This window comes from Pseudomonas sivasensis, assembly GCF_013778505.1.
GTDB classification, from domain to species: Bacteria; Pseudomonadota; Gammaproteobacteria; order Pseudomonadales; family Pseudomonadaceae; genus Aquipseudomonas; species Aquipseudomonas sivasensis.
Genome location: NZ_JAAOWU010000004.1, coordinates 65,336 through 82,258, shown reverse-complemented (window position 1 = coordinate 82,258; position 16,923 = coordinate 65,336). Strand labels below are relative to the sequence as shown.

19 protein-coding genes are annotated in these 16,923 nt (G+C 60.4%); 10 read left to right on the top strand and 9 right to left on the bottom strand.

The genetic code is table 11. The features are described from left to right. Window positions 1-61 precede the first annotated feature (61 nt). Window positions 62-1,228 (top strand): aminotransferase-like domain-containing protein, encoded by a 1,167-nt coding sequence (locus tag G9Q84_RS09400; protein ID WP_181643229.1) that lies wholly within the window; start codon window positions 62-64, stop codon window positions 1,226-1,228. Between the two features lie 10 nt (window positions 1,229-1,238). Next, window positions 1,239-1,841 (top strand): glutathione S-transferase family protein, encoded by a 603-nt coding sequence (locus tag G9Q84_RS09395; protein ID WP_032888018.1) that lies wholly within the window; start codon window positions 1,239-1,241, stop codon window positions 1,839-1,841. Window positions 1,842-1,845: 4 nt separating this feature from the next. Here the strand turns inward: G9Q84_RS09395 and idi are convergent, their stop codons facing one another. Both idi and G9Q84_RS09380 read right to left on the bottom strand, forming a co-directional pair. Then, on the bottom strand, window positions 1,846-3,420 hold the full coding sequence (gene idi, locus G9Q84_RS09390) for an isopentenyl-diphosphate Delta-isomerase (protein ID WP_242461424.1): 1,575 nt from the start codon (window positions 3,418-3,420) through the stop codon (window positions 1,846-1,848). A gap of 99 nt (window positions 3,421-3,519) precedes the next feature. Further along, a complete protein-coding gene (locus G9Q84_RS09380; RefSeq protein WP_122754405.1) occupies window positions 3,520-4,404 on the bottom strand; it encodes a LysR family transcriptional regulator in 885 nt (294 codons plus the stop codon). Between the two features lie 125 nt (window positions 4,405-4,529). Here G9Q84_RS09380 and G9Q84_RS09375 point away from each other — a divergent pair, with 125 nt between their 5' ends. From G9Q84_RS09375 to G9Q84_RS09365, 3 genes are read left to right on the top strand one after another with little or no spacing between them, the layout of a single operon-like run. Further along, window positions 4,530-5,822, top strand: a complete 1,293-nt coding sequence (locus tag G9Q84_RS09375; protein ID WP_032888022.1) for a CitMHS family transporter — start codon at window positions 4,530-4,532, stop codon at window positions 5,820-5,822. Window position 5,823: 1 nt separating this feature from the next. Further along, window positions 5,824-7,149 (top strand): acyclic terpene utilization AtuA family protein, encoded by a 1,326-nt coding sequence (locus G9Q84_RS09370; RefSeq protein WP_032888023.1) that lies wholly within the window; start codon window positions 5,824-5,826, stop codon window positions 7,147-7,149. Beyond that, window positions 7,146-7,466, top strand: coding sequence for an AtuA-related protein (locus G9Q84_RS09365; RefSeq protein ID WP_181643228.1), 321 nt, complete (start codon window positions 7,146-7,148; stop codon window positions 7,464-7,466). The genes G9Q84_RS09370 and G9Q84_RS09365 overlap by 4 nt, the downstream gene beginning before the upstream one ends. A gap of 111 nt (window positions 7,467-7,577) precedes the next feature. Here the strand turns inward: G9Q84_RS09365 and G9Q84_RS09360 are convergent, their stop codons facing one another. The 5 genes from G9Q84_RS09360 to G9Q84_RS09340 form a co-directional block, all read right to left on the bottom strand. Next, window positions 7,578-7,949 (bottom strand): glutathione S-transferase N-terminal domain-containing protein, encoded by a 372-nt coding sequence (locus tag G9Q84_RS09360; RefSeq protein ID WP_032888027.1) that lies wholly within the window; start codon window positions 7,947-7,949, stop codon window positions 7,578-7,580. A gap of 101 nt (window positions 7,950-8,050) precedes the next feature. Then, window positions 8,051-8,596 carry a GTP cyclohydrolase I FolE gene (folE, locus tag G9Q84_RS09355; protein ID WP_083357562.1) on the bottom strand — a complete coding sequence of 182 codons (546 nt, stop codon included), beginning with the start codon at window positions 8,594-8,596 and terminating at the stop codon, window positions 8,051-8,053. A 78-nt stretch (window positions 8,597-8,674) separates the two neighbouring features. Then, entirely contained in the window at window positions 8,675-9,232 is a 558-nt protein-coding gene (locus tag G9Q84_RS09350; protein ID WP_032888029.1) for a Smr/MutS family protein, read from the bottom strand. Between the two features lie 74 nt (window positions 9,233-9,306). After that, window positions 9,307-9,627, bottom strand: a complete 321-nt coding sequence (locus G9Q84_RS09345) for a hypothetical protein (RefSeq protein WP_032888031.1) — start codon at window positions 9,625-9,627, stop codon at window positions 9,307-9,309. A 142-nt stretch (window positions 9,628-9,769) separates the two neighbouring features. After that, complete coding sequence (locus G9Q84_RS09340; RefSeq protein ID WP_181643227.1) at window positions 9,770-10,360, bottom strand: cysteine hydrolase family protein; 591 nt, start codon at window positions 10,358-10,360, stop codon at window positions 9,770-9,772. Window positions 10,361-10,599: 239 nt separating this feature from the next. Between G9Q84_RS09340 and prmB the strand changes: the two genes are divergently transcribed. After that, entirely contained in the window at window positions 10,600-11,508 is a 909-nt protein-coding gene (gene prmB / locus G9Q84_RS09335; RefSeq protein WP_122681113.1) for a 50S ribosomal protein L3 N(5)-glutamine methyltransferase, read from the top strand. 128 nt (window positions 11,509-11,636) lie between these two features. On the opposite strand, the gene G9Q84_RS09330 is transcribed toward prmB, so the two are convergent. Then, window positions 11,637-12,443 carry a hypothetical protein gene (locus G9Q84_RS09330; RefSeq protein WP_181643226.1) on the bottom strand — a complete coding sequence of 269 codons (807 nt, stop codon included), beginning with the start codon at window positions 12,441-12,443 and terminating at the stop codon, window positions 11,637-11,639. A gap of 99 nt (window positions 12,444-12,542) precedes the next feature. After that, window positions 12,543-13,505: an alpha/beta hydrolase gene (locus G9Q84_RS09325; RefSeq protein WP_181643225.1), complete on the bottom strand. Its 963-nt coding sequence runs from the start codon at window positions 13,503-13,505 to the stop codon at window positions 12,543-12,545. 142 nt (window positions 13,506-13,647) lie between these two features. On the opposite strand from G9Q84_RS09325, the gene aroC reads away from it, so the two are divergent. The 4 genes from aroC (at window position 13,648) to G9Q84_RS09305 (ending at window position 16,914) form a co-directional block, all read left to right on the top strand. Continuing rightward, complete coding sequence (gene aroC, locus G9Q84_RS09320; RefSeq protein ID WP_032888040.1) at window positions 13,648-14,739, top strand: chorismate synthase; 1,092 nt, start codon at window positions 13,648-13,650, stop codon at window positions 14,737-14,739. 4 nt (window positions 14,740-14,743) lie between these two features. Then, window positions 14,744-15,910: an MFS transporter gene (locus G9Q84_RS09315; protein WP_177326446.1), complete on the top strand. Its 1,167-nt coding sequence runs from the start codon at window positions 14,744-14,746 to the stop codon at window positions 15,908-15,910. Continuing rightward, entirely contained in the window at window positions 15,907-16,437 is a 531-nt protein-coding gene (locus G9Q84_RS09310; protein WP_181643224.1) for a 1,2-dihydroxy-3-keto-5-methylthiopentene dioxygenase, read from the top strand. Before G9Q84_RS09315 ends, G9Q84_RS09310 begins: the two co-directional genes overlap by 4 nt. Window positions 16,438-16,644: 207 nt before the next feature. After that, window positions 16,645-16,914, top strand: coding sequence for a response regulator transcription factor (locus tag G9Q84_RS09305; RefSeq protein ID WP_032888046.1), 270 nt, complete (start codon window positions 16,645-16,647; stop codon window positions 16,912-16,914). The last annotated feature ends 9 nt before the right edge of the window (window positions 16,915-16,923 follow it).

Sequence of the window (16,923 nt, the reverse complement as noted above, 5' to 3'; positions counted from 1 at the left end):
GTCGTAATTTCGGTCAACCAGTTTGACGTATTTCCCACAGCCTTCGCTAGCGGTGACCTCCATGGCCTTCTCCGAACGTGTTACGCGCCTTAAAAGCTCCTTGATCCGTGAAATCCTCGCCGCAGCCCAGCGTCCGGAAGTGATGTCGTTCGCCGGTGGCCTGCCGGCCGAAGCCATGCTGCCTGCGCTGAACTGGGATGACATGCCGCTCAATATCGGCCAATACGGCATGAGCGAAGGCGAACCACACTTACGTGAATTACTGGCCGCCGAGGCGCGAGCGCTGGGCGTGCCGTGCGAGGCCAGCCAGGTCATGGTGGTCAGTGGCTCCCAGCAAACCCTGGATCTGGCGGCCAAGCTGTATATCGACAAAGGCACGCAGGTTCTGCTGGAAGGCCCGACGTACCTCGCGGCGTTGCAGATCTTCCAACTGTTCGGCGCCGAATGCCTCACTGTCCAGTTGGAAGCCGACGGGCCGAACCTCAGCGCATTGCGCGCCAGCCTCGAACGCCATCGCCCGGCGTTTATCTACCTGATCCCCACGTTCCAGAACCCGTCGGCCGTGCGCTACAGCGAGGCCAAGCGCGAGGCGGTCGCCGCGTTGCTCGATGAGTTCGGTGTGACCCTGATCGAAGACGAGCCTTACCGCGAACTGACCTTCGACGGCGGCAGTGCGCGCCCCATCGTCAGTCGCCTGCAAAGGGCCAGTTGGATCTACACCGGCACTGTGTCCAAAACATTGTTGCCTGGCCTGCGGGTCGGCTACCTGATCGCCAGCCCGGACTTGTTCCCGCACCTGCTCAAGCTCAAGCAATCGGCGGACCTGCACACCAACCGCGTAGGCCAATGGCAGGCGATGCAATGGATCGGCAGCGAAAAATACCAACAACACCTGGTGGAACTGCGCAGTTTTTACCGCCAGCGCCGCGATGCATTCCAGGCCGCGCTGGAGCGCCATTTTGGCGATCTTGCCGACTGGCAAGTGCCCCAGGGCGGATTATTCTTCTGGCTGACCTTGAAACAGCCGCTGGATACCCGCACCTTATTGGCCCAAGCGCTGGGCCAGAACGTTGCGTTCATGCCCGGTGAACCGTTCTTTTCCGAGCCGGACCAACACCTCGGCTCGTTGCGACTCAACTTCAGCCATATCGACCCGGCCCGCCTGGACGAAGGTCTCAAGCGCCTGGCCGCGGTGGTCCGTCAAGCACAGCACGCGCAAGCGGCATAAGGGGAGCCCCATGTATAAGGTTTATGGCGATTACAAGTCGGGCAACTGCTACAAGATCAAACTGATGCTTAACCTCTTGGGCGTCCCGTACCAATGGGTGGATGTGGACATCCTCAAGGGTGACACCGAAACCCCCGAATTCCTGGCCAAGAACCCCAACGGCAAAATCCCCGTGCTGGAACTGGAAGACGGTACTTGCTTGTGGGAATCCAACGCGATCCTCAACTTCCTCGCCGACGGCAGCGAGTTCTTGCCGATCGAACCGCGTTTGCGCACGCAAGTGTTGCAATGGCAGTTCTTCGAGCAGTACAGCCACGAGCCCTACATTGCGGTAGCGCGGTTTATTCAGCTTTACCTGAACATGCCAGAGGATCGCCTTGAGGAATACAAAACCACCCACAAAGGCGGCTACAAGGCATTGCGGGTGATGGAGCGGCAACTGCAAACCACGCCCTATCTGGTGGGCGAGCAGTATTCGATTGCCGATATCGCGCTGTATGCCTACACCCATGTGGCCCATGAAGGTGGTTTTGATTTAGCGCCGTACCCTGCTGTGCAGGCCTGGTTGAAGCGCGTGGCCAGCCATCCCAAGCACGTGGCAATGCTGGACTGACAGGCTATGGATTTGGGGGCGATGGCTGCTCGGGCGCAAGCGCGGTGAAAGGCAATTGGCGCGCAGCGAGTGTGTAAAGCCATCGCAGGCCTGTGTCAGAGCGCTGGGATAATCGCGTCAGGCCCATGATCCAGGTCACTTCTGCGCGGGATACCTTCGAGGGGGCCTCCGGGTGTGCCTGGACGTTGCGCAGTGTCAACAACGCCAAGCCGATGGTCCAGACCATGAACCGACGAATACCTGGATGCCTGGCTGGGATCAGCAACGCAAACTGCAGCGCTCGCTGTAAGTGAGCGTTGGCGGTGCCAACCATTTGCCCTACAACTTGGACATGCTTGGGATCACGGACTCCGGCCTGCAAAACGCAAGGCTGCAGATGATATTCGGCCAGTAGATCCTGCGGCAGCCAACAAACTCCCCGGGAACGATCCTCCCACTGATCCTTGAGAATATTGGTCAACTGCAACCCGGTGCCGAATGAACGTGCCAGGTGTTTCAGGGTTTCGCGTTGCGTTGACAGTTGCGGCTCAAAGTCGATGAAAAACTCGGTTAGTGTCTCTCCGACAACGCCCGCTACGTAATAGCAGTAGCGGTCCAACTCCGTGCGTGTAGCCAATCCCTGTAGACCGGCCTTGTCCTGAAACTCGGCCATCCCTGTGGTCATTATGTTCAGGCAATCAAGGATCGCCCTTCGCTTGGCCGGATTGAGCGTGTCGTTAACGACCAATATCAAAGGCATATGTCTGATCAGCTCGCGCTCGGCTGCAAGGGTTTGCTCCGTCAGGTGCTGAGTCAATTCATCGCTCAAGCATTTTGCGTCCCCCTGGCCACTGATCACCTCAAAATACCGACGTTGGTAATAGCGTTTTTGAGCGGACGTGAGACCGGGTTCGTCTTCTATCGTGTCTGCCATTCGGCACAGCAGATAGGCATTAGCTACTGCCGGGCGAAGTTCGGCCGGCAATTGAGGAATGGTCAAGGCAAACGTGCGCGATACCTGGGGAAGGATTTCATCCTGGTACACGAAAGGCGCGCGGGGATTTTCCATCATGGCCTGCAGTCGCCAGTCTTCCAGCCGACAGGCCGGGTGAGCGAGGATGACGTTGAACCAGGCGGTCAACGCTTCGGGCGCGGTGTCGACCCACTGCTGCAAGGCCGGGATTTCTATCCAGCGCCATTCAGAGGCCTCTGTTGGGTTGGCCTGCGGTTCGCCATCAAACGTGCCGATATAAATATGATCGAACTCATGCTCGATCAAATTCCCTGGGACGCGGGCCTGGTAGGTCAGCGTCATGACCTCACGCAAAGGGCAGGCCAAACCCATCTCTTCACCGAGCCGTCGATGGGCGGCGTGTTCAGTCTCTTCGCCGGGGCGCGGATGCCCGCAGCACGTATTCGTCCATAGGTTCGCGGAGTGATATTTGCCAGCAGCGCGCCGTTGCAGGAGCAGCCGACCTTTGTGGTCGAATATGAAAATGGAAAACGCTCGGTGCAGCAGCCCTTCACGGTGCACCTGCAGCTTTAAACCAGTACCGATTTGACGATCGTTCCCGTCCACCAGTATCAGTGTTTCTTCCATGTCTTAAATCTCGTGTTGTGCGCCGGTGGGGTCCGATTCAGTTTGCTGAAACGCGCCAGTGCCGGCAGGGAAAATACACGGCATAGCCGTGATAGTGCATCAGCCGGGCAGTGTCTGGCTCAGGAGCTCAAAACACCGCTGGGCCGCCGGGCTCAGCCCCATCCCGCTTCGACTGATCAACCCGATCTCCCTGTTCACTCCGGGATGATCGATGTTGATGCGTTTCAACCCTTCCAGACTGTCCGCCGCCGACTCCGGCAGCACACTGATTCCCAGCCCCTGGCGCACCAACGCCAGCACCGTCGACATGTAGTTGGCCTCCATGCCGGCGTTCAGCGTCAGCCGTGTTTCATCAAACAGCGCATCCACGTGCTCACGCACACTGCTGTCGCGCCCGGTGAGGATGATCGGCTGGTCTGCCAATTGCTCCAAGGTCAACTGGCGATGGTGGGCGAGGGGATGATCCAGCGGTACAAACGCACACAACCGATCATTCAGCACCGGCAGAAAATCCAGTCCATGGCTGAGTCGTGCACGTACGCCGATGCCAAAATCCACTTCCCCTGCGCGCACCTGGGCATGAATGCGGTGGGCGACCAGGTCATGCAACCGTACTTCGATGCCGGCGAAGCGTTCGCGAAACAGGCGCAAGGCCGGCGGTAAAGTGCCAGCGCACACTGAGGGCAGGGCGGCGATGGTGACCACCCCTCGGCGCAGGGCGGCGAGGTCGCGCGAGCCGGTGACAATGTTGTCCAGGTCCAGCAGCAATTTTTCCATGGGGCCACGCGCCTCATGGCCGGCAGCGGTGATGCTGACATGGCGCGGGCTGCGGTCTAGCAGGGTGACACCCAGCCAATCTTCCAATTGCTGAACTTGAACCGTGAGTGCCGAAGGCGACAGATGCAGCTCATTGGCCGCCTTGGTAAAGCTGCCGGTACGGGCGACTGCGAGGAAGGCTTGAATATGCTGGATGCTATTTTTCATAGGCGCGGCTTCATTTTGTTTTTCCGAACATACGGTGGTGAATATTCCAATTTACAAAGAGTAACGCGCTTCCAATACTCCAGGGAAAACAATAACCGGCCAAAAAGGCCGTTCTGGAGTAACCCATGCTCGCAACCCTGGGTGTCATTACCATCCTGTGCCTGCTCGCTGCCGTCATGAGCAAACGCCTCTCACCACTGGTGGCCCTGATCGCCTTGCCGATCATCGCCGCGCTGCTCGGCGGGTTCGGCCTGCAAACCAGTGCCTTCATCATTACGGGGATCAAGAACGTCGCCCCGGTGGTGGGCATGTTTGTGTTTGCGATTCTATTTTTCGGGATCATGACCGATGCCGGCATGCTCGACCCCATCATTGATCGCATCCTGCGTACGGTCGGGACGCGTCCAACACGCATCGTCGTCGGTACCGCGACCCTGGCTTTGCTGGTGCATCTGGACGGTTCCGGCGCGGTAACGTTTTTGGTCACGGTGCCCGCGATGCTGCCGCTGTACACGCGGCTGGGGATCGACAAACGCATCCTCGCCTGTGTGTGCGCTATGGCCGCCGGCGTCAACTTTTTGCCCTGGACCGGCCCGGTGCTGCGCTCTTCGGCAGCGTTGCATGTGCCCGTGGCGGACCTGTTCCAACCGCTGATCCCGGTGCAGATCGTCGGCCTGATCTTTGTCTTCGCCTGTGCCTGGTGGCTCGGCCATCGTGAAGAAAAACGCCTGGGCCTGGGCGCTGGCTCCAGCGTGGATGCGATGCCGCAACGGGTGCTCAGCGACGACGACATCAAGCTGCGTCGGCCGCGCCTGTTCTGGGTCAACCTGATCCTCACTGTGCTGGTGATGGTGGTGATGATTGCCGGTTGGGTCGACCCGGTGGTGATGTTCATGCTCGGCACCGTGGTGGCGCTGTGCATCAACTACCCGAATGTCGACGCCCAGCGCGCTCGCATCGACGCCCATGCGAAAACCGCCCTGACCATGGCCAGCATCCTGCTCGCCGCCGGGGTGTTCACCGGCATCATGCAAGGCACCGGCATGCTCAAGGCGATTGCCGAAGTGGCGGTGGCGCAGATTCCGGCCGGCCACGGAAAGCTGATCCCGGCAGTCGTGGGCTTTCTGTCGATGCCGCTGAGCATGTTGTTTGACCCCGATTCCTACTATTTCGGCGTGATGCCGGTGATCGCCGAAGTCGGCAAGGCCTTGGGCGTCGACCCGCTGCAAGTGGCCCAAGCCTCGTTGCTGGGCGTGCACACCACCGGTTTCCCGGTCAGCCCGCTGACCCCTGCGACCTTCCTGTTGGTGGGCCTGTGTAAGATCGAATTGGCCGATCACCAGCGCTTTACCATCCCTTTTCTGTTTGCCGCGTCAGTGTTGATGACCCTGACTGCGTTGCTCCTGGGAGTGATCTGAGATGAAAACCTTGCGTATCGGTTCCGGCGCCGGCTACTCCGGCGACCGCATCGAACCTGCCGTGGAACTGGCCGAACACGGTGACCTGGATTACCTCGTGTTCGAATGCCTGGCCGAACGCACCATCGCCTTGGCGCAACAGGCCCGTATCAGCGATCCACAGGGGGGCTACGATCCGTTGCTGAGTGAGCGCATGCGCCGCGTGTTGCCGTTTGTTGGAAGGCAGACCGCGCGTCGTCGCTTGCGCGTGATCACCAATATGGGCGCGGCCAACCCGGTGTCGGCGGCGCTTGAAGTGCGGCGGATTGCCAGTGAATTGGGGTTGAGCCTCAACGTTGTAGCTGTGGTGGGTGACGACGTGTTGTCAGTGTTGCAGCCCGATCACGTGCTCGATAACGGACAGACCGTTGGCTCACTGGGTGAGCGGTTGATTTCCGCGAATGCCTACCTGGGTGTCGACGGCATTATCGATGCGTTGCACGCCGAGGCGGACGTGGTGATTACCGGGCGCGTGGCAGATCCGTCGTTGTTCCTGGCCCCGCAGATGTTTGAGTTCGGTTGGACGGCGGACGATTGGCTGCGCCTGGGCCGTGGCACATTGGTCGGGCATTTGCTGGAGTGTGCAGGGCAGGTCAGCGGTGGTTATTTTGCCGATCCTGGTTTCAAGGATGTGGACGATTTGGCGCGCCTGGGTTTCCCGTTGGCCGAGATCGATGCCGACGGTGAGGCCGTGATCACCAAGGTTGCGGGCTCCGGCGGGCGGGTCAGCCGCGCGACGTGTACCGAACAACTGATCTACGAAGTGCATGATCCGGCGGCGTACCTGACGCCGGACGTGACGGCGGACTTTTCCCAGGTGGGGTTCGTCGAAGAGGGGGTTGATCGCGTGCGTGCCCAAGGGGCCAATGGCCGTGCGCGACCCGAGCAACTGAAGGTCAGCGTCGGTTATCTCGACGGCTGGATCGGTGAGGGGCAGATGTCCTACGGCGGCCCGGGTGCAGTCGCACGGGCGCAACTGGCGCGGGATGTCGTACTCAAGCGTTTGGAACTGATGGGTGTGAAGATGCAAGACCTACGCGCCGAACTGATTGGCATGGACTCGCTCCACGGTCCACGCAGCAGCGTAGAGCCCTGGGAAGTGCGTCTGCGCGTGGCGGCGCGTTGTGAAGACCGAGGGGACGCGGTGCGCGTCGGTAATGAAGTGGAAACCCTTTACACCAACGGCCCGTCCGGCGGCGGCGGTGCCAGTAAAAGCGTACGGCAAGTGGTGGCGGTGGCCTCGTTGCTGCTGCCCCGAGACGCGGTCAGCCCGAGGATCGAAGCATGAAACTGCACACGCTGGCCTATTCCCGCACCGGGGATAAGGGCGACACCTCAAACGTCTCAATCATTGCCTATCGCGCCGAGGATTATCCGTTGCTGCGTGAGCAGCTCACGGCCGAGCGTGTGGCTGCGTACTTCGCCGGGCTGTTGGAGTCGGGTGCGGCACCGGTTCGACGCTATGAATTGCCGAACGTGCAGGCGTTGAACTTTGTGCTGCCGGGGATTCTGCGTGGCGGGGTGACTCGCTCGCTGGCGCTGGATGCGCACGGCAAGTGCCTGGGCTCGGCGCTGCTGGATCTGGAATTGATAACACTGGACTGAATGTGGGAGGGGGCTTGCCCCCCCGATAGCGGAGTGTCAGCCGGCTAATCCAGTGACTGACACTCCCTCATCGGGGGCAAGCCCCCTCCCACATTAGTTTTGCGGTGTTTGTCAGATCGCGGCAAACCGCTTATCGAGGTAATCGATGATTACCTTGGAGTCATACATCCAAGTGGTCTGGCCGTTTTCTTCGATGCGCAGGCACGGCACCTTGATCTTGCCGCCTTGCTCCAGCAGGGTCTGGCGGTCCTGCTCGTTGTTCTTCGCATCCTTCAGCGCCACCGGCACATTCAGGCGGTGCAGGGTACGGCGGGTCTTCACGCAGAACGGGCAGGCGTGGAATTGATACAGGGTCAGGTCCTTGGCCGCTGCGTTCACCTGCGCCTGTTGTTCGGCAGGGCGCTGCTTTTTGCGCGGACGGGTAAGTAAGTCGCCGGCGATGATGACGTGGCCGAGGCCCACTCGAAGTGCTTTGACGAACATGGCTGAAACCTCTTGCCCATGAAGAAGGGGCCGCAGCTTACCTTAATTCTGCAGGCGAAAAAAAACCGGCGATGAACGCCGGTCTTTTTCTGCGCAGCCTATTACTTGATCAGGCTGAGGAACTCGCTGCGAGTGGCCGCGTTTTCGCGGAACTCACCCAGCATCACAGACGTGATCATCGACGAATTCTGTTTCTCCACACCGCGCATCATCATGCACATGTGCTTAGCTTCGATCACCACCGCCACGCCCAGGGCGCCGGTCACTTGCATCACGGCATCAGCGATCTGGCGGCTGAGGTTTTCCTGGATCTGCAGGCGGCGCGCATACATGTCGACAATCCGCGCGACCTTGGACAGGCCCAGCACTTTGCCACTCGGGATGTACGCGACGTGGGCCTTGCCGATAAACGGCAGCAGGTGGTGTTCGCACAGCGAGTACAACTCGATGTCCTTGACCAGCACCATTTCGCTGTTGTCGGAGCTGAACAAGGCACCGTTGGTGACTTCTTCCAGCGTCTGCTCATAACCGCGGCAGAGGTACTGCATCGCCTTGGCGGCACGTTTTGGCGTGTCGAGCAGGCCCTCGCGGGAGACGTCCTCGCCGAGTTGGCCGAGGATCTCGGTGTAATTCTGTTCCAGGGACATGAAACTACCTGTGGGATTTTCGCAAAGCGCAAGGTTACGGTGGCGGACACATCGCTGCAAGCCTGACGATGTCACTTGTTACTCGTCACGGCCTTCCATCATCGTACGCTTGAGCATCACATACACCGCCCCCGCGCCGCCGTGGCGGGCCTGGCAGGAGGTGAAGCCCAGCACCTGAGCGTGTTGGCGCAGCCAGGTGTTGACGTGGCTTTTGATCATCGGTCGCTTACCGTCCAGCCGCACGGCTTTGCCGTGGGTGACGCGTACACAGCGGATTTCGAATTTGGTGGCTTCAGCGAGAAAGGCCCACAGGGTTTCGCGGGCTTTCTCCACGGTCATGCCGTGCAGGTCGAGGCTACCTTCGAAGGGGATCTGGCCGACCTTGAGCTTGCGCATCTGGCTTTCCTGCACGCCATCGCGGGCCCACATCAACTCGTCTTCGGGGCCGACGTCGATCACGAATTGGTCCGACAGGCCATCCACGGTGGTGGCATCGGTGCGCACGGTCGCGGCCTGGCGCAGTTTGGCGATTTGCGCCCGATCAGCCTTGGGTTTGCCGGTATCGGCGCGGTCGTGCTTGATCGGCTTGACGCCGCGCAGCTCGTTTTTGAACAGGGAAAAATCGTCGTCTTGCATGTCGGCCTCCGCGAAGGGCGGGCAGTTTACCTAATTCGCGGCGGCCGGGCGCAGGAAACGCTATCCAAGCGCCATCAGTCGTGTTTTTTCATCAGGTGTGCAGCGATATTCAGTGATAACGGCTGGCGCATTTTCCGACGGCTACGACGCCACAACCACACGCCCAGCCACAGCACCAGCACGCCGATGCCCAGCAGGAGGGCAGAGCCACCGGGGCTGGCATTCAGTTCGCCAAGGGCCGGTGAATGACCAAACAAGCCGGCGCCACCAGCGCCCGCAAGCAACAAACCTACAATCGCCAGCAACGCGGCAATGCCGGCCACCAGACGCAGACGCCAGTTACTCGGGCCCTTTGGGCGCAAGCGACGAGCGTCAAAACCATCGGATATCTTCATTCCGACCTTTCCTCCAGGGTATCGGCCCTTCGACCGGAAGATACGCAGCTTGTTCCTGTACCCGAGGCAAATGCGCCAAATCAAAAGGCTTAGCGGATGAGCGGGGCAATAAACATTGCCGCGCCGCTCATCAGAAGGGCGATCAGATCAGATCTTTGGTCAGCGCAAGGGTGGCGAAGTTGTCGGCCATGATGGCCATTTCGGTTTGCTGTACGTGCTCGGCAGTCAGGATGCCGCCTTTGTAAGGCAGGTTGCGGGTGGCGCAGGCGTCTTCCACCAGGGTGCAGCGAAAGCCCAGGTTCTTGGCCGCGCGCACGGTGGTGCTGACGCTGGAATGGCTCATGAAACCGCAGACGATCAGGTCCAGGGAACCGAGGTCTTGCAGGTGCTTTTCCAGGCCGGTGCCATGAAAGGCGCTGGGCAGAAGCTTGCCGATAATGGTTTCGTCGCCTTGAGGCTCAAGGCCGGGAATGAACTCACCGCGTTCGCCCTGAGGGTCGAACAGGCCACCGACGGTACCCAGGTGGCGCACATGCACGATCGGACGGCCAGCGTTGCGCGCTGAGGTCACAAGCTGCTTGATATGGTCGACCGCCGCGTCCATGCCCGAGAGGGCGAGTGGACCGCTGAGGTATTCCTTCTGGGCGTCGATGATCACGAGGGTCGCATGGTTCAGGTTGGCTGCTGCGTAACCGCGACCGCTGAGTTGAAACATCGTCTTTGGAACGGACATTCTGGGGCTCCTGTGAGGGGGGCTTTTGCGACATTGTCCACTGGCTGAGCAGTTCTGTGAATCGCTACCATCGTAAGCTACGCCGTTGCTGGCGTGCAGCCATGTCAAGAGGCGGGCTTGTTTAACACAATGCTGGCAAATTGGATGAAATCCGATGGGTGGCGCCAAGTTTTCGTACATCGTAGGTACAGGCGAAGGCTGTTAGAATCGCCAGTCGTTTTTTCCAGGAGTCTGCCCCCGTGATCACTTCCCGCCTGCGCACCTTGCGCGACCATATCCGTTGGGCTGTCAGCCGTTTCCATGGGGAAGACCTGTTTTTCGGCCATGGCACCGACAACGCCTGGGATGAAGCCCGGCAATTGGTGCTCGGCGCCTTGAGCCTGCCGTGGGAAATTGCCGACAGTTACCTGGACTGCAACCTGGAAGAAGAGGAAGTCTCCCATGTGCAACGCCTGCTTCACCGCCGTATCCATGAGCGCGTGCCGACCGCCTACCTGCTGGGTGAGGCCTGGTTCTGCGGCATGTCGTTTATCGTCGACAAGCGTGTGTTGATCCCGCGTTCCCCCATCGGCGAACTGATCGAAAACCGCTTCGAACCGTGGCTGGCCCAACCACCGGCGCGCATCCTCGATCTGTGCACCGGCTCAGGTTGCATCGGCATCGCCTGCGCCTACGAGTTCCAGGACGCCGAGGTCGTGTTGGGTGACTTGTCCTTCGAAGCATTGGAAGTGGCCAACCAGAACATCGAGCGTCACGGCGTAGACGAGCGCGTATACACCGTGCAGGGTGATGGTTTCGACGGCCTGCCAGGCCAGCGTTTCGACCTGATCGTGTCAAACCCGCCGTATGTGGACGCTGAAGACTTCGCCGACATGCCGGACGAATACCAGCATGAGCCGGAGTTGGGACTGGCCTGTGGCGATGACGGTTTGAACCTGGTGCGCCGGATGCTCGCCGAAGCGGCGGACCATCTGACCGAGAAGGGTTTGCTGATCGTAGAAGTGGGCAACAGCCAGGTGCATGTTGAGGCGTTGTACCCAGAGGTGGACTTTGCTTGGCTGGAGTTCCAGCGGGGCGGGCACGGGGTGTTCATGCTCACGGCCGAGCAGTGCCGGGCGCATCAGGCCGTCTTTGCCGCCAGGGTCTGAGTGGGTCATGCGGTCAGTGTGGGAGGGGGCTTGCCCCCGATGGTAGTGTCTCAGTCAACACATTCATGACTGAATACACCGCTGTTGGCGGCAAGCCCCCTCCCACATTTTTATTGCAGTGCAACCTATTAGCGGTGTGTCGCAATCCAGATCAACAGCCCTGCCTGGAACACCGTAAACGCCACCAGACAGGTGATGGTGAAACGTAGCCCGCTGTCCTCGCGCTTGAACTTGGTGACTTTTTCCTCTTCCTTGCGCAGCTTCACTTTCTGTTCCAACAGGTTCTGTTCGGCCTGTTGCAGCATCTGCGCGGCTTCGAGGATCTCGACGAACTGCACCTTCTCAGTGTTCCAACTGTCCAGCACATCACCGATCTTGCCTGGCTGTACGTTGCCTTTGAGGTGCTGCACATCGGCATACGCCACATCAAAACCCTGAATGCGCAAGAAGTGGTCGCGGCGCAGGCGCGTGGCTTCGTTGAGTGCGTCCTTGTTGGCCAGGTCGACGCCGTCGACGCGGTAGTGCGACCACTTCTTCTTAGCCCAGGCAGCGCCTTGAGCCACGAGGAAACGGCCGATGCCCCGGTTGGCCGGCTCGATTTCCAGGCTGTTGCCCGGACCGAAATGCACGCGATGGGTGTCGTGGTCGACCCAGATATCCAAGTGGTTTTGTTCGCGACGCACACGCTGGCCGGGCAACTGAATGACCATGCGCAACAGGCTGTGTTGCTTGTCATTGCGCTCGGCATAGCCGAACTGCACGAACCGCAACGGCCGCAGGCCAGTGGCGCGGTCGGTGGCCAGGGGGGCCAGGCGCAGCATCTTGAAATGTTCGGCCTGGACATCCGCCCACGGCAGAGGCGCCGCGTCGACGGCCTCGGTTTTTTCAGCCGGGGTGTCGGCGGTCGGTTCTGGTGTTGCTTCAGTGGTTGTCATGCGGCGCGATCCTGTCCAAGCCCAGCCAGCCGACAGTCTTTTTGCTGTCGACTCTTGGCTTATCGGCCGTTTTTACGAGGACTGGAGGCAAATTGTGGCTTAACGGGGTTGAAGTCCGGCGATAAAGCGCACCACGCGGTTGCCCAGCTCTGCGGCGAGGGGTAATTGCGGGTCATTGTAGGAGGCCAATTGCTGCTTCACGTCATTGGGCACGATGCGCATGACGTGGTTCATGCCTTCGATCACCGTCAGCTCGGCATCAGGCTTGGCCCTTTTCAGTTGCTGGGCGTCACCGACACCGACCTGTATATCGTTGGTGCCCTGGACGATCAGTGCCGGCATGCGCAGTTTGGCAAAGGCCGCGGACGGATCGGCGCGGAACAGGCTGATCAGGTAAGGCTGCACACTGGGTCGGAAAATAGCCTCCAGCGGGCCAGGTACATCGGCATCCACCTGACCGGCCTTGAGGTGATCGAGGATTTCATTACTGCGCAGCAGCAGGGCAGGGGGCAAGTGATCGGCCAGTTGCTGGCGGATGACCTGGTCCACCGGACGAGCGCTACCTGACAGGGAGATTACACCGGCCGGGTCGAGTTGCGGGGCGGCGAGGGCGGCGACCAGCGCGCCTTCGCTGTGGCCCAGCACAATCAGCGGGCCCATGCGTTTGTCGGCCTTGAGCATGTTGCCCCAGGCCACTGCGTCGGCCACGTAGGCGTCGAGGGTCAGGTTACGCTCGTCAGGTGTGGCGGCGAGGCTTGCCGCCACACCGCGCTTGTCGTAGCGCACGCTGGCGATGTTGTGTCGTGCCAGCACCCACGCCAGGCGCTTGAGACTGTCGTTGCGCGCGCCGTCGGCACTGTTGCCGTTGCGGTCGGTGGGGCCGGAGCCCGCGATAATCAGCACCACGGGCACCGGATGGTCGGATTGGGGCAGCAGCAGCGAACCAAACAGCTCGCCGTCGCCGGTGTCCAGGCTGATGGGCCGTTGCAGTACGACGGGGGACGCGGCGTGGGCCACGGCGGTAAACAGGGTGAGGGTAAACAGCAAAACTCGCAGCATCATCGCGCCATCATTGGTGAAGTGTCGGTTGGACCTGTGCCGACCGGTAAGGTTTCGAGGATGAACTAGTCGGTTGGCCCGCGTATACTGGCGCGCTTGGTTATCACCCCCGAGTGATTACAACTGATTTCACGGAGCGCCCTGCATGTCTGGCAATACCTTCGGCAAGCTGTTCACTGTCACCACCGCAGGCGAAAGCCACGGCCCGGCGTTGGTCGCCATTGTCGACGGCTGCCCGCCCGGCCTGGAACTGTCCCTGGAGGACCTGCAGCGCGACCTCGATCGCCGCAAACCCGGTACCAGTCGCCACACTACCCAGCGCCAGGAGCCTGACGAAGTCGAGATACTCTCCGGCGTCTTCGAAGGTCGTACCACCGGTTGCGCCATCGGCCTGCTGATCCGTAACACCGACCAGAAGTCCAAAGACTACTCGGCGATCAAGGACCTGTTCCGACCGGCCCACGCCGACTACACCTATCACCACAAATACGGCGAACGCGACTACCGTGGCGGTGGCCGCAGTTCCGCGCGCGAAACCGCCATGCGCGTGGCCGCTGGCGCCATCGCCAAGAAATACCTGGCCACCCAGGGCATCGTGATCCGTGGCTACATGAGCCAGTTGGGCCCGATTGAAATCCCGTTCAAGACCTGGGACAGCGTGGATGACAACGCTTTCTTCTGTCCTGACCCGGATAAAGTGCCGGAACTGGAAGCCTATATGGACCAGTTGCGCCGCGACCAGGACTCCGTCGGCGCCAAGATCACTGTGGTCGCCGAGGGCGTCAAGCCAGGCCTGGGCGAGCCGATCTTCGACCGTCTGGATGCAGAACTGGCCCATGCACTGATGAGCATCAACGCCGTAAAAGGCGTGGAAATCGGCGCAGGCTTCGCGTGTGTGTCCCAGCGCGGCACCGAGCACCGCGATGAGATGACCCCACAAGGTTTCCTCAGCAACAATGCCGGTGGCATCCTTGGGGGCATTTCTTCCGGTCAGCCAATCGTTGCGCACCTGGCGCTCAAGGCCACGTCGAGCATCACCACCCCAGGCCGCTCGATTGACGTCAACGGTAACCCGGTGGATGTGATCACCAAGGGCCGCCACGACCCGTGCGTTGGCATCCGGGCTACGCCCATTGCCGAGGCAATGATGGCCATCGTGTTAATGGACCACCTGCTGCGCAACCGTGGGCAAAATGCTGAGGTGCAGGTGAGCACTCCGGTACTGGGCCAGCTGTGACGGGCTGGTTGTGACAGCGCTCCCTTATTGGCGCCTCTCCAGCTTTTACCTGTTCTACTTCGCCCTGCTGGGGGCGACGGCGCCGTTCCTGGCGCTGTACTTCGATCACTTGGGCTTTTCCAGCGCGCGTATCGGCGAGCTGGTGGCCATCCCCATGCTGATGCGCTGCGTGGCGCCCAACCTGTGGGGCTGGCTGGGCGACTACACCGGCCGCCGCCTGGCCATCGTAAGGTTTGGCGCAGTGTGCACCCTGGTCAGTTTTTCGCTGATTTTTGTCAGTAAGACCTATGCCTGGCTGGCTTTGGTGATGGCCCTGCATGCGTTCTTCTGGCACGCGGTGCTGCCGCAGTTTGAAGTGATCACCCTCGCGCACCTGCAAAAACAGACGTCGCGCTACAGTCAGGTACGGTTGTGGGGCTCCATCGGCTTTATCCTCACCGTGGTGATCATGGGCCGGCTGTTCGACTGGCTGAGCCTGGATATCTACCCGGTGGTGGTCGTGGTGATCATGGCCGGGATTATTGGCGCCAGCCTGTGGGTGCCGAATGCGCAGCCTGCCAGCCAGGGTAATCGCCTTGCCGGTGAGGGTTTCCTCAAGCAACTGCGTAGCCCAGGCGTGTTGGCTTTTTACGCCTGTGTCGCGCTGATGCAGATGAGCCATGGGCCGTATTACACCTTTCTCACGCTCCACCTTGAGCACTTGGGCTACAGCCGTGGCGTGATCGGCATGCTGTGGGCCTTGGGAGTAGTGGCCGAAGTGCTGATGTTCCTGGCCATGAGCCGCATCCTCACGCGCTTCTCGGTACGTCGGGTGTTGCTGGCCAGTTTCCTGTTGGCGGCGCTGCGCTGGTTACTGCTGGGCTCGTTTGCCGAATTTCTTTGGGTGCTGCTATTGGCGCAGGTCATGCACGCGGCTACCTTCGGCAGCTTTCATGCAGCGGCGATTGCCTTTGTGCAACGCAGCTTCGGCGATAAACAACAAGGCCAGGGCCAGGCGCTGTACGCCGCTTTGGCCGGCACCGGCGGTGCGCTGGGCGCGCTGTATTCCGGTTATAGCTGGAACCTGTTGGGGCCGACCTTCACCTTTAGTATTGCCAGCGTCGCCGCCCTGGCCGCGGCCGTTATCATGGGTCTTCGATTGCACGAACAGAACCAAGGAACCCTTCAATGAGTTATGTCGCTGTCTACCACGTCGCTTCACCGGATACGCCGAACAAGGTCTTGACCCATGCCGAAGACATCGCTGCGACCCTGGCCGAGCACGGTGTGCGGTTCGAGCGCTGGCAGCCCAGCCCGATCGAGAAGGGCGCCAGCGAGGCTGAAATGATTGCCGCCTATCAGCCGCAGATCGACGCGCTGGGCGACGTCTCGGTGGCAGTATTCAGTGTCACAAGCGACCACCCGCAGAAGGACGAGCTGCGGGCTCGGTTCCTCTCTGAGCGCCGTAACAGCGAAGATGAAGTGCGTTTTTTCATCGCTGGCCAGGGCCTTTTCAGCCTGCACATAGGCGACTACGTATATGCCGTGCGCTGTGAGAAAAACGACCTGCTGGCGATCCCGGCCGGCATGGCGCACTGGTTTGATATGGGCGAGAACCCCCACTTGGTCACACTGCACTTAGCTAAAACGGTGCAAGGGGCGGTCCCGGCATTCACCGGCGATGATATTGCCAGCCGTTTCCCAGGTTTGGATGATTGAAACCAGGCAGCTGGAATGTTCAACCCCGCCAAGTTGGAAGTTGTTGTGGGAAGAGGCTTAGTTGCTTGTAGGGCTTGGCTGTTTATCGCGGCCAATGCGCACTGAAACCATTCGTTATGTAACTCTTTGCGGCACCAGTTGTATCACCTGTCAATAGGAGGAATCCGAAGGGTGATAGGAGATCAGCCAAAAAGAAGGAGAAATGTAATGAATGGGCCAGAGGAGCCGTGTCCGCCACCGTATTTCGTGCCCAACGCGCTCAGGAGACGCCTGAGCTTGTCCGGCAAGCCGCTGACCCCAGCGGAATTGGAGATCTTACGCTGGGCTTCCGAGGGCAAGACCGTCTGGGAAATCAGTCAGATCCGTGCGACGTCCGAGGCTACCGTCAAATTTCACCTGCGCAATATCTACGGCAAATTGGAAGTCACCAACCGTGTACAGGCAATGAACGAGGCCGCGCGCCAAGGCCTGTGCTGACCTCAACGA